Here is a 12,987-nt window from a genome sequence, read left to right on the forward strand (position 1 = left end):
ATGCTCGGAAGGCACGGATGACGGCGTGCCTCTTCACACTGCGCTTGTGGCTGCATCGTTCAAGGGCTACGGCGATCAGAGTGTGATTTCGTTCGCCAGCGGTCGGCCCGCTGCGAAATCCGAAACGCTTGCAAGCGTCGTCTCCAGGATCGTTCCCAAGGCCTCGCGCGTGAAGAACGCCTGATGGCCCGTAACGATCACGTTCGGGAACGAGACCAGGCGCTGAATGACGTCGTCCGGGATCACCGTGCTGGAAAGATCCTTGAAGAAGAGACCCGCTTCCTGCTCGTAAACGTCGATGGCCATCCCGCCGAGCTGGCCGGACTTGAGCGCTTCGATCGCCGCCTCGGTATCGACGAGACCACCGCGGCTCGTGTTGATCAACAGAGCACCCTTCTTCATACGGCCGAGCGTGCGAGCGCTGACGATGTGGTAGGTTTCGGGCGTCAACGGACAATGGAGCGAAACGATGTCCGCCTCCTCGATTCCATCGGCATCGACATAGCGGCCGCCGATATGCTGGAATTCGGGCGAACGGTGCACGTCGAACCCGATGACCGAGCAACCAAATCCGGCCATGATCCGGGCAAAGATGGTGCCGATTTTCCCGGTGCCTATGACGGCCACGGTACGACCGACGAGATCGAAGCCCATGAGGCCGTCGAGTTCGAAATTTCCCTCGCGCGTGCGATTATAGGCCCGGTGAATTTTGCGATTGAGCACAAGGATCAGTCCGACGGCGAACTCGGCAACGGAGTTCGGCGAGTAGTTGGTGACCCGCACGACCGCGACGCCAAGCTCCTTGGCCGTCTTCAGATCGATATGATTGAAGCCAGTCGAGCGGGTTGCAACCAGCTTCGTGCCGCCGGCGGCGATCTGTCTGAGAACGTTGCCATCGACGCCATCGTTGACAAACACGCTGATGGCCGGGAACCCCGCCGCGAGAGATGCCGTATCGGGTCCGAGGAGGGTGTCAAAATAGACGAGGTCGTGATGGTGACTTGCGTTCAGCTCATCGAGCAGCGTGCGTTCGTAGTTCTTCGCGCTAAATATTCCGATCCGCATTGGCACGTTCCCATTCTGAAATCCTGCGGGCGCAACGGCGGCGGCTGGATGGACATCTGAAACGCCGTCCTGGCTCAGCGCAGGATACTCCAGTCCGCTCACCGCACTCTCGTGCATCAAGCCGACATGTGCGCAACACAATGTGCCGGGACCGAGGTATTTGCTTGATCGTTTGGGACAGGCGCTTGGCATTTGGTATTGTCCGGCGTCCCTGTGTTCGCCGAGGCGAGGCCAATGCATAGCGGCCCAGCGATCATGGCCTGCCGGGGCCATGCCGAACCCTCGCGCCTCCGTCGGGCAGTCCGGAGCAGAGCGGCACAAAGTGTCAATCGATTGTCCCTTTCGATCAAGCACGTCCTTCAGCCGCCATCTAAGATGATGCTTAAACGGAGAACATTATTCTCCGCAAAGAACGAGGCCGGAGCTGCTCCACACGCCTATCGCGTCTCCGTACCTCGAACAGGAGGACGCGCTCATGACTGGCTCCACAAAGGACGACGATCTGTTCCCGACATCGTCAGAACCGACCCGTATTCCCGCAGGCATCGACCGGCGGGCGTTCCTGATGCGCAATGCCGCCATCGGCGCGGCCGCCGTGATGACTGGCACGACCTGGGCGCCAGAGGCCCGTGCGCAGCAAGCCGCGACGGAGGCGGCGGCACAGCAGGCCAAACGAGAAGCTGCGGGAGGCGATGCCGGTCTCAAGATGAGTTCGGCTCTTTCCCCGGATCTCGACGTCGTCAAATCGTCGAAAGGTCCAGTCATGACGGTCGCCGACGAGTTCTACAAGGTCGGCCCCGGACCTTCGAGCTCGCACACGATCGGGCCGATGCGCATCACCTACGACTTCTACCAGCGCTGCGAGAAGTTGCCTGCGGATCAGTTGGCCCAAGCCACCGGCCTGAAGGTCCACCTCTTCGGCAGCTTGAGCGCGACGGGCAAGGGCCACGGCACCGAGCGCGCCGCCCTCGCAGGTCTCGTCGGCAAGGAACCGGCCACCGTGGATCCGCGCTTCCTCGACGAGATGATCGCCAAGCCGGATCAGACTTATCCGGTGAAGCTGGGCAGCAAGACGTTCAACCTCTCTCTGGCCGACATCATCTATGATGCACCGAAGGGCGATTTTCCGCACCCGAACACCATGACCTGCCAGCTCATGGCGGGCGACAGGCCTCTCTATGAGCAGGAATACTATTCCGTCGGCGGCGGCTTCATCGAGTGGAAGGGGTACGAACCACCCAAAAAGGGACAGCCGAAATATCCCTATGCGACGATGAAGGAGCTTCGCCAGCACGCGGAAGCCAACAACCTCTCGGTTGCCGATGTCATGATGGCGAACGAGATCGCCGTGTCCGGCAAGAACGAGGAGCAGATCAACGCCTTTCTGGACAAGATCGCCAACGCGATGATCGCCACGGTGAAGACCGGCTTGTCCTACAAGGACGACGTCCTGCCCGGACCGATCAAGCTGCACTCCAAGGCGGCCACGGTCTATGAGCGCGCCAACGACGACACCTACATGAGCGACCGGGCGATCGGGCTGGTCTCCGCCTTCGCTCTGGCAGCCTCGGAGGAGAATGCCCGCGGGCACCTGGTCATCACCGCGCCGACCGGCGGATCCGCCGGGGTGATGCCGGCCATCGTCTACGCCCTGACGCAGAGCGACCGGGCGGTGCCGATGGACAAGATCCGGCAGGGTCTATTGGCGGGCTTGGCCGTCGGCTACCTGTGCAAGCACAACGCCACACTGGCAGCGGCGGAAGGCGGCTGCCAGGCCGAGATCGGGGTTGCCTCCGCGATGGCGGCCGCCCTGATCACGCAGGTGCTGAATCAGCCGCCGCGGGTGATCGAGAATGCCGCCGAGTCGGCCCTGGAGCACCACCTCGGCATGACCTGCGATCCCGTCGCAGGCTATGTGCAGGTTCCCTGCATCGAGCGCTGCGCGTTCGGGGCCGTGAAGGCCTGGGCGGCCGCGATGATCGCCACCAACGAGATCGCGAGCCGGCACCGGGTGGATCTCGACACGACGATCAAGACGCTGTCCGACACCGCCAAGGACATGAACCCCAAATACAAGGAAACGAGCGAGGCCGGGTTGGCCCAGAACCTCGTGCTCTGCTGAGCGGCTGGGCACAGGTCGAACAAAGGTCCGCAAGCCTCGTGGGAGGAATCCGCCATGCCGGATGAAGCCGCTATTGGTCAGAGATCCATGGACAACCCGAAGCAGCAGCCAGGGTCGCAGGAAGCAGCACGGAAGCCGGTTGGCGCGTCCGAGATCGAAGATTCGGTGAACGAATGGGCGAGTTTCACGCCCGGGCGCTGGTGGAAGACCGTTGACGTACGCGACTTCATCCAGCGGAACGTCACGCCGTATGACGGAGACGAGACTTTTCTGGCCCGGCCGAGTGAGCGGACAAAGGCCGTCTGGGCGAAACTCCAGCCCTACTTCCAAGAGGAAATCCGCAAGGGCGTGCTGGACGTCGATGCCAGGACGCCATCCTCGATGACCGCCCATAAGCCCGGCTACATCGACCATGACAACGAAGTGATCGTCGGGCTTCAGACCGATGCCCCCTTCCGGCGCGCAATCATGCCGTATGGCGGGCTGCGCATGGTCGAGGCCGGGCTCAAGGCGGCGGGTTTCGAGCCGGATCCCATCGTGCACGAGATCTTCACCAAGTACCGCAAGACCCATAACGACGGGGTCTTCGACGCCTACACGCCGGAAATCATGTCCTGTCGGCGCAGCCACATCATCACGGGTCTGCCCGATGCCTATGGTCGCGGCCGGATCATCGGCGATTATCGCCGGGTGGCCCTGTACGGCACGGACAAGTTACTTGCGGCCAAACAGGCCGAGCGGGCGCTGCTCGACTCGAAATGGCCGACCGACGAGGTCATCCGCGACCGGGAAGAACTGTCCGAGCAGATGCGGGCGCTGGCCGACCTGGCGGAGATGGCCAAGAACTATGGGTTCGACATCACGCGTCCGGCCGCCGATGCGCGAGAGGCGGTGCAGTGGACGTATTTCGGCTATCTCGGAGCGATCAAGGAAGCCAACGGCGCGGCCATGTCCATCGGCCGCATCTCATCCTTCCTCGACATCTACATTGAGCGCGACCTGAAGAGCGGCGCTCTGGATGAGGCAGGCGCCCAGGAACTCATCGACCAGCTCGTGCAGAAGCTGCGCATCGTCCGCTTCCTGCGCACGCCCGATTACGACGCCCTGTTCTCGGGCGATCCCTATTGGGCAACCGAATGCGTCGGCGGCATGGACTTGAATGGCCGTCCCCTGGTGACGCGGACAAGCTTCCGCATGCTGCACACGCTGACGAACCTCGGTCCGGCGCCGGAGCCCAACATGACGGTGCTCTGGTCGAAGCAGCTGCCCGATGGCTTCAAGCGCTACTGCATCAAGATTTCGGCCGAGACCTCGTCGATCCAGTATGAGAACGATGATCTCATGCGGCCCTACTGGGGCGACGATTACGGCATCGCCTGTTGCGTGTCGGCCATGCGCATCGGCAGCCAGATGCAGTTCTTCGGCGCCCGCGTCAACCTCGCCAAGTGTCTGCTCTACGGGATCAACGGCGGAAGGGACGAGGTCAGCGGTGAGCAGATCGGCCCGGCGTCGACACCCGTGATCGGTGATGTTCTCGACTTCGACGATGTCATGGCAAAGTTCGACACCATGATGGAATGGCTCGCGCGAACCTATGTCCATGCCATGAACTGCATTCACTACATGCACGACAAATACTACTACGAACGCCTGGAAATGGCGCTCCATGACCAGCAGATCCTGCGCACGATGGCTTTCGGCATCGCGGGCCTGTCGGTAGTGGCCGACAGCCTGTCGGCGATCAAGCATGCACAGGTGAGGCCAGTCCGGCGCGATGACGGGTTGATCGTCGACTACGAGATTACAGGCGATTTCCCGAAATACGGCAACAATGACGACCGCGTCGACACCATCGCGGCCGATCTTGTCTCCACCTTCATGCGGAAGATCCGAAAGCATCCGACCTACCGGAATGCCGTTCATACGCAATCGGTGCTCACCATCACGAGCAATGTCGTCTACGGCAAGCATACCGGCAACACGCCGGACGGCCGCAGGGCCGGCGAACCCTTCGCTCCCGGAGCCAACCCGATGCACGGCCGTGACAGCCATGGATGGCTCGCCTCGTGCCTGTCGGTGGCGAAACTTCCCTATGCGGATGCGCAGGACGGCATCAGCTACACCGTGTCGATCACGCCGAGCCTCAATCGCCTGGACCAGAGCGAGAAGATCAAGCAGGCCGTGAAGGTGCTCGACACCTACTGCGGTCAGGGAGGGTTCCACATGAACCTCAATGTCCTCAACCGGGACACCCTGCTCGACGCAATGGAGCATCCGGACCAGTACCCGCATCTGACCATCCGGGTCTCGGGCTATGCGGTCAACTTCGTCCGTCTGACCCGGGAACAGCAGATGGACGTGATCAGCCGGACTTTCCACGGAGATAAATGAGGTCATGGCCGACGAGCCCTGGGCCCACAGCCGGTATGCTCTGCAACAGGCCCGATCCCCGGACGCGCCTGAAACGGCCACGTTCAATGATCCTCGGGGCGACTTCGGATGGATCCACTCCTACGAGACCGGGTCGACTGTGGATGGGCCAGGCGTTCGGGTGACGATCTTCATGAGCGGATGCCTGCTGCGGTGTCTCTATTGCCACAACCCGGACACATGGCACCTCAAGGACGGCACACGCGTCTCGTTCGAGCGCGCCAGAAACGCGCTCGAGACCTATGCCGCACCGCTGCGTGCCATGGACGGCGGACTGACGATATCGGGTGGAGAGCCGCTGGTTCAGATGCACTTCACCAAGCGGCTCTTCGCGGCCGCCAAGGGAATGGGCCTGCACACGGCCTTGGACACGTCGGGTTTTCTCGGTGCACGGGCCGATGACGATTACCTGCGCCAGGTCGATCTCGTGCTGCTCGACATCAAATCCTGGGATCCGGAAACCTATCGCCGGACCACTGGGCAGGATATCCGTCCGACCATTCAATTCGCAGAGCGGCTGGCCGCCCTCGGCAAGCCCGTCTGGGTGCGGTTCGTGCTGGTGCCCGGCCTGACCGACGATCCTGCCAATGTGGAGGGAATCGCTCGCTTCGTCGCGCCGATGAGCAACGTGGAATGGGTCGAAGTTCTGCCGTTCCATCAGATGGGCGCCTTCAAATGGCAGGCGATGGGACTCAACTACGAGCTTTCCGAGACCACATCCCCCTCACCTGACCTTGTGGCGCGGGTGTTGGGTCAGTTTCGTGAGGCTGGCTGTCGCGCAAGATGAGGGTAACCGATGCTCGATATCGTTCGTACGTTGCTTGAGGCCTCACCGTTGTTGGCGTTGTTCCTCGCCATCGCCACAGGCTATGCGATCGGCCAGATTTCGATTGCCGGCGTTTCCTTCGGTGCGGGCGCTGTGCTGTTCACCGGCCTGATCATCGGCGCCATCGCGCCGAAGGCGGCGCCTCCCGGTCTGGTTGGCACGCTCGGCCTCGTGATGTTCGTCTATGGCGTCGGCATCCAGTACGGGCCTCAGTTTTTCGCGAGCCTGAAGGGGCCGGGCATCAAGTACCTCGCTCTTGCGACCGTAGCCGTGGTCGCTTCGCTCCTCGTTGCAATGTCATTGGCTTCCCCGCTCGGGATTTCCATGGCGACGGCGGCCGGCTTGTTCGCCGGCTCCGGCACGAGCACGCCGACCCTGCAGGCGGCACTGGCGGCAGCGGGAAACCAGGATCCGGCGATCGGCTACTCCGTGTCCTATCCCTTCGGCGTCATCGGCCCGATCGTCCTGATGACCATCATGACTGCGCTGGTCAAACCAACATTCAAGACACCGTCCCCGAACGTGCGAGTGGCGGAGTTGACCCTTGAGTCGAATTGCGAGGATCAAACAATCGAGGAAGTCTCCGCAATCCTGCCGGCCGATATCAAGATCGTTGCCGTTCGCCAGCACCATGTGAATGCGCCGGCCCTGGCAGGCACACGGTTGCACGAAGGCGATGGATTGCTGCTGGTCGGCAGTCCGACGAGCATCGAGCAAGCCAAGATCGCCGTGGGCCATGAGGAACCCGGGCGTATAAGCCGCGACCGTTCCAGTTTCGACGTGGTGCGGGTCTACGTCTCGAAAGCGACCTTCGTCGGCAAAACGGTTCAGGAGATTGCGCTCCCCGATTTTCCTGTCGTCATCTCGCATATCCGCCGGGGAGACGTGGATATCATGGCGTCGCCCGATCTGACGCTCGAGTTCGGCGATTTGCTGGTGGCCGCCGTGCCCTCCGACCGAAAAAGCGAGGTCCAGCGTCACTTCGGCGACAGCGTCAAGGGCAATGCCGAATTGTCCTTCGTGTCGATCGGGGTCGGGATCGCGTTGGGCCTCCTGCTCGGCATGATCCCTGTGCCCCTGCCAGGAGGCGGTACCTTCAGCCTCGGTGTTGCCGGTGGGCCGCTCGTCATAGCCCTCGTTCTCGGCTGGCTTGGTCGAACCGGCCCCTTGGGCTGGAGGATACCGGTGGTCGCGAACCTGGTTCTGCGAAACCTCGGTCTCGCGGTGTTCATCGGCTCGGTCGCCATCGGGGCAGGAAGTCCCTTCGTTCAGACCATCGCCAGCAATGGAATTCAGATCCTCCTGGGCGGCGCCGCCGTGCTGCTGACGCTCGTCATGATCGTGCTGGTGGTGGGATATCTGTTACGCATCCCCTTCGACGATCTGCTCGGTGTCTGTGCGGGATCGACGGGCAATCCCGCCATTGCCGTTGCTGCAGGCCGCCTCGCCCCTACGGAGAGGACGGATATTGGTTATGCGATTTGTTTCCCAAGCATGACCATCGTCAAGATTATCGCGGTTCAGGTTCTTCTGAGCTGAGCTAAACCCTTTACATGATGCCGGCCAGCAACACCCAGTGACATTTGAATAATGCCGAGCATCGGTCACCGAGGGCATGCTTGACGGTTCTCTGTCCGTCTGCACATTCTTTCATCAATACGGTTGGGCCTTCTTGGAGTTTGTACCATGGCGTCTGTCCGGACTCTGTTGCTTGGATGTGCGGCGATCATCACCGGCGGAGCGCAGGCCGCCGATCTGCCCGCCAAGAGCGCAGCGCCTGTCGATTACGTCCGTATCTGCTCCACCCACGGAAACGGCTTCTTCGCCATCCCGGGCACGGAAACCTGCCTGCGGGTCAGTGGCCGGGTTCGCGCCGAAAATCTCTATCTCGAACCGTTCGATCGCGCGCAGGACACGATCGGTTTCCGTGGACGCGGTCGCATCAACCTCGATGCGCGTACCCTTACCGCTTACGGGATGCTGCGCACCTATATCCGTATGGAGATGACCCGGAACACCGGCGCGTATGGTTTCAGCTCCACGAGCCCTGAGATCTCTCAGGCCTTCGTTCAGTTCGGCGGCCTGACCGCCGGTCGCGCGGTGTCCTTCTTCACGAGCCCGGACCTCCCTGCCCCGAACTTTGGCGATCTGAAGTTCGATGATCCTTCCAACGCCGAAGTGAACCTGTTCGCCTATACCTTCTCGTTCGGCAACGGCCTCTCCGCCACCCTGTCTTTCGAGGATGGCACAGAGCGTCAGATCAACAATGACCTCAACTTTCCGCTATTTGGATCCGGCAGTGCATTTCCGGCTTTCGGTCCGATTGCCTCCACCTATGGCGGTGAGCGCATGCCGGATGTCGTGGCCAACATCCGCTACAAAGGCACCTGGGGCGAGGTGCAGTTGTCCGGCGCCCTGCACCAGATCCGTGATGTCGCAGCCGGCCTCACAACGGTCAACGGTGTGACGGTCCCAGTGCTCAACCCAGTCACCGGTCTTCCCAATCCGACCTACGCAGATACGGAATACGGTTTTGCCGTTGCCGCCCTTGGCTATGCCAATGTGCCCGCGCTCGGGGTCGGCGATGCCGTATGGATGATGGCCACCTATACGGACGGCGCGATCGGATATCTCAATGCCGGCCAGTCGGAGCCGATCAGCAACGGGTTCGTCAGCGCCGGTCCACTCTCGATGCCCTTCACGGATGCGTTCGTCGATCCGTTTACGGGCGAGTTCAGGACCAACAAGGCCTATGCCATCGCTGGCGGCCTCAATCACAACTGGAGTCCGACCTGGCAGACGAACGTCTTCGGATCCTGGATGCGCTTCGATGCGCCGGGCGTTGCCCAGTACACGGTGCCTGCGACGGCAGCGACGATCGCGGCCGGGACTGCGGGGACGACCACGGGTCTCGTCGACTTCGATGAGATTCGCGTTGGCGCCAACGTGATCTGGACGCCGGTGAAGGATTTCCTCATCGGTGTCGAGGCGCTCTACATCCGGGTCGATCCGCGTGAACGTGTCGCCGTTCCGCTCACGACGGCATCCGGCGATCCGACCGGCACCTTTCGGCCGGCAGGATCCGAAGACACATGGGAAGGCCGTTTGCGCGTCCAACGTGACTTCTGAATGGCGGGGGAGCCGCCGCATGGTGCGCTTAACGACGACCTCCTCTGAAGCCGCCGCCACGCCCACCTCCACCCCCGCCGAAGCCGCCGCGCGACCCCATGCTTCGTGACGGCCCGAAGGATCCCGAGCGGGAGAACTGGGCCGGTGGCCGAGTGAACTGCCGGCTCGCCATCTGTCGCTGATTGCCGAGATGACGCGCTTGGGCGTCGCGCGCGATGTTCGACGGAAGCGGCTGTCGGGGAGCCGGTCGCTGCGCGGCAGGCCGCTGCGGCTGAGCGGGACGTTGTCGTGTCGCCTGCCGCTGCTGCGACGACGGCCGCTGCTGGGCTGCCGGGCGATCCTGCGCTGCACTACGCCGCTGAACCGCCTCGCGTTGCTGTGAAGCCTGACGCTGTTGCATTGCCGGACGCTGCTGAGACGTCTGGCGCTGCTGCGACCGCTCACGAACGGTATCGCTGTCGGCAATGTCCCTCCGGACCTGCTCACCGCCGCTCAGTCGCTGGCCGAGCGCAGCGCCCGCCGCACCGGCAGCACCGGCCCCGGCAAGGTTTCGGAGCGCCTCGCCGCCGCCCCGCTCCTGGAACCGCTCCCTTGCCTCCGGAGAGAGGCCCTCACGGCCTTCGCCCCGCCGGAGAAGATCACCGGCCTCCGGCCGCCCCACGTCCTGCCAGCCCCGGTCGAAACGCTGCCAGCCTTCACCGGTGTTGCGGTAGACGTTGCCGTCCCGACCCGCGTAGATGTCTCCGCGCCGGCCCTCGCGGATGAAGCCCTGTCCGTTCGACGTGTTCCACCGAAGCGCCGAGCCGCCGCCGGCGGTGTCCCGCGCCGTCACCCGCGCCCATTCGGATCCTCGCTTGACTCCAGCGGAAGCCCACGCGCCGTAGACGTTGCGCCCGCCCGCGAGATAGCCGCCTGCATCCCTGCGTGGATTGTAGGCCCCGACGAACCCGGCCGATCCCCGTGGCCCCCAGGCTGCACCCGCTCTGCCGTATGTGCCGGTTGCCGGGTTCCACGTCCGCGCCCCGGCGATGCCGCGATAGGGCCCGTACGCATAGCCGTAACGGCCATACATGCCGCGGACTGGGTTGTAGTAGGCTCCTATTCCCCACGTGACCGGTCGTGGGTAGTAGATCGGGTATGCATAGCCCGGCCAATTGTACCAGTATGGAGGGTAAGACCAGCCGGTGCCGTAGACATAGGTGCCCCAGGCCAGGAAGCCGGACAGATACCCCATGGTGTAGCCGTACCAGACCGCATCCGGCTCCGTGTCGTACACGCGAACGTAGGTGGCGTCGTAAACCGGCGACGACGGTGGGATCGCGTAGATGGCGCCAGGCACCTCGCGAGCGAGCTGCCATGGGCCGTTCGGGCTGTCGGAGACGAACCAGACGCCGTCCTGGAGCAGGAAGTACTGCCCGCCAACTTTGATCACGGTGTCCGTCGTGTTCGTCGCGTAGGAAAGATCGGTTGTCTCGATGGGTGCGAATTGAGCATCGCCCGCATAGGCGACCGTCGGCGTGATCGAGCCCACCTCGACCCGTGCGGTGGTGGGGATGCTGGCCTTGAGCCGCGCCTCGGCGGCCTCCGACGTTCCGGGCACGGTTGCACGCACGGCATAATACGGCGCGTCCTCGGGAATATTCTTGAAACCATCGGGCAGATTGGGCGTCGCGAAGGTCCACGGCCCCGACTCGAGTGACGGAGCGCGGAACCATCGCCCGGACAGAAGCACGTACCATTGCTTGCCGGCCTTGTCGAAGAAGACATCCGACTCTGTGTTGGAGGCCCATTGCAATGACGTCTTCGGCACATCCTCGAGCTTGGGCTCGCCCTGAAACAGGATCATCTCGGCAGGACTGTCCGTGGACAGGACCTTGGGTGCCTTGCCGTCCTGATACGGCTCCGGCGGAACGGCTCCGCGCGCATCGGCCCAATTGCCGTCATCGGGCAGTTCCGTCAGCAGCGTGGGCAGTTCCATCGCAGGCGTCCATGGGCCAGTGATGGCGGCTGCCGTCAGCCAATGGGTGTCGTCGCGCAGGTAGAGGGTACCGCCGTCATCGATCCGAAAGAGATCCCAGTTGGTGTTGACCGCGAACGAGAGACCCGTCTTGCCTTTTACGGGCGCATAAGCGGGCTCGCCGTCGGTCTGCAACAGGATCGTCGGGGTATGCGAGACAAAGATTCGTGGTGGATCAGCCTTGAGTCCCCCTACGTCCGTCATGCGCTTCTGTTCAGCGAGACTCGCCGTCACCCGCGCCTCCGGGACCGTGATCGGTCCCGTGGGCAGGAGCTTGCCGGTCTCCACCGCGAGCGCTTTCAGATCCTCTCGATCGAGCCCTGAGAAATTGAGCTGGGTAACGGTGATGCCGCTGATCACGATCTCGCCCGCGTCCTCATCGTAGGACGTTGCGCCCTTGAGCCCGATCACGCCGAAGACCGGGTTGGCGCTGGGCGCTTTCACGTATTCGGCCGCGACCAGTGCCTCAATGGTCTTGAAGTCGGCCCACTCGGTGAATTGCGGCTGGAAGAGAACCATCCGGCCCTCCCCGACTTCATAGGAGCGCGGCCAACCCTCGGTGTTCTTTTGCTCCTCCAGGTAGCGCCCGCTGATGAAACCACTCTGCCCCTTCACCTCGACGGCGCACCAGCTACCGGATTCCTCACACTCGCCGATATCGACCTCCGTGCCGGCCGGCAGGGTCCGGATGGAGGAAAAGCTGGTTCCGGGACCTGAGCGGAAATTGACGCTGGTGGTGGTCACGCCTGGAGCGGCGAGCACCGTTGTGCTGGCAAGGATCGGGACGAGCGCGAACGCGATCACCTGGCGCATCGGATATCACTCCTGAACGTCCCGGCGTCGGGAAATTCCAGAAACCGGGTGTCACTACGGTTCGGCCGCTGCGACGGCCGGCCGATAGAGGCCGAACATCAGCAGTAAAATAAATTATGATTCTGATTAGGAAGCCGCTTGACCGTTCGGGACAGGCACTTGGCAGTTGGGGCCAGCGGATCGGACAATAACCTTGGCGCTCGCGCGCTAACGCTGCGGGCGGCTTCGTCGGAAACATCGCGGAACAGGGGCTCGGCCCGGGCCGCATCCACGTCGAAATGAGGGCCGGCCTGCGAGGGAACGCACACCGCCCTTTGAGGCTCGGCGGCTGCACGCCCTCGCGACAGATGTGCTCCGGCTGGTTGGATTTGGAGCAGCCGGCCGGGAACTCCCGGCGCTTCTGGAACATCCCGTTCGTGGAGGACAGCTGCCTACCAGCTTAGAGCCCAAAGGTGTCATTTTGAGACACTCGCAACCGGTGGATCAGTTGCCGCGGTCGGAGGCGACACGAGCCGGAGGATGCGATATGATGCCGAGGTCTGCACAAGGATAAAGACACTGACCGTCGACCCAGGGGGCGATCAG

7 protein-coding genes are annotated in these 12,987 nt (G+C 62.9%); 5 read left to right on the plus strand and 2 right to left on the minus strand.

Features of this window, described 5'->3' with window-relative positions:
* Positions 1-75: 75 nt before the first annotated feature.
* A complete protein-coding gene (locus DDF70_RS04050; RefSeq protein ID WP_114943565.1) occupies positions 76-1,065 on the minus strand; it encodes a 2-hydroxyacid dehydrogenase in 990 nt (329 codons plus the stop codon).
* Positions 1,066-1,540: 475 nt separating this feature from the next.
* On the opposite strand from DDF70_RS04050, the gene DDF70_RS04055 reads away from it, so the two are divergent.
* From DDF70_RS04055 to DDF70_RS04075, 5 genes are all read left to right on the plus strand, one after another.
* Positions 1,541-3,187, plus strand: a complete 1,647-nt coding sequence (locus DDF70_RS04055) for an L-serine ammonia-lyase (protein ID WP_114943566.1) — start codon at positions 1,541-1,543, stop codon at positions 3,185-3,187.
* Between the two features lie 54 nt (positions 3,188-3,241).
* Positions 3,242-5,578, plus strand: a complete 2,337-nt coding sequence (gene pflB, locus DDF70_RS04060) for a formate C-acetyltransferase (protein ID WP_114943567.1) — start codon at positions 3,242-3,244, stop codon at positions 5,576-5,578.
* Between the two features lie 4 nt (positions 5,579-5,582).
* Entirely contained in the window at positions 5,583-6,404 is an 822-nt protein-coding gene (gene pflA, locus DDF70_RS04065) for a pyruvate formate-lyase-activating protein (protein WP_114943568.1), read from the plus strand.
* Positions 6,405-6,413: 9 nt separating this feature from the next.
* Positions 6,414-7,982, plus strand: coding sequence for an aspartate:alanine exchanger family transporter (locus tag DDF70_RS04070; protein WP_114943569.1), 1,569 nt, complete (start codon positions 6,414-6,416; stop codon positions 7,980-7,982).
* Between the two features lie 147 nt (positions 7,983-8,129).
* A complete protein-coding gene (locus DDF70_RS04075; protein WP_114943570.1) occupies positions 8,130-9,572 on the plus strand; it encodes a porin in 1,443 nt (480 codons plus the stop codon).
* Positions 9,573-9,600: 28 nt separating this feature from the next.
* Here the strand turns inward: DDF70_RS04075 and DDF70_RS04080 are convergent, their stop codons facing one another.
* Positions 9,601-12,402 carry an SH3 domain-containing protein gene (locus tag DDF70_RS04080; protein ID WP_114943571.1) on the minus strand — a complete coding sequence of 934 codons (2,802 nt, stop codon included), beginning with the start codon at positions 12,400-12,402 and terminating at the stop codon, positions 9,601-9,603.
* Between the last annotated feature and the right edge of the window lie 585 nt (positions 12,403-12,987).

Source organism: Microvirga calopogonii, from assembly GCF_003347665.1.
GTDB classification, from domain to species: Bacteria; Pseudomonadota; Alphaproteobacteria; order Rhizobiales; family Beijerinckiaceae; genus Microvirga; species Microvirga calopogonii.

Coding starts and splice junctions, on each gene's coding strand:
- DDF70_RS04050 (WP_114943565.1), bottom strand. CDS start 1,065: ATGCGGATCGGAATATTTAGCGCGAAGAACTACGAACGCACGCTGCTC.
- DDF70_RS04055 (WP_114943566.1), top strand. CDS start 1,541: ATGACTGGCTCCACAAAGGACGACGATCTGTTCCCGACATCGTCAGAA.
- pflB (WP_114943567.1), top strand. CDS start 3,242: ATGCCGGATGAAGCCGCTATTGGTCAGAGATCCATGGACAACCCGAAG.
- pflA (WP_114943568.1), top strand. CDS start 5,583: ATGGCCGACGAGCCCTGGGCCCACAGCCGGTATGCTCTGCAACAGGCC.
- DDF70_RS04070 (WP_114943569.1), top strand. CDS start 6,414: ATGCTCGATATCGTTCGTACGTTGCTTGAGGCCTCACCGTTGTTGGCG.
- DDF70_RS04075 (WP_114943570.1), top strand. CDS start 8,130: ATGGCGTCTGTCCGGACTCTGTTGCTTGGATGTGCGGCGATCATCACC.
- DDF70_RS04080 (WP_114943571.1), bottom strand. CDS start 12,402: ATGCGCCAGGTGATCGCGTTCGCGCTCGTCCCGATCCTTGCCAGCACA.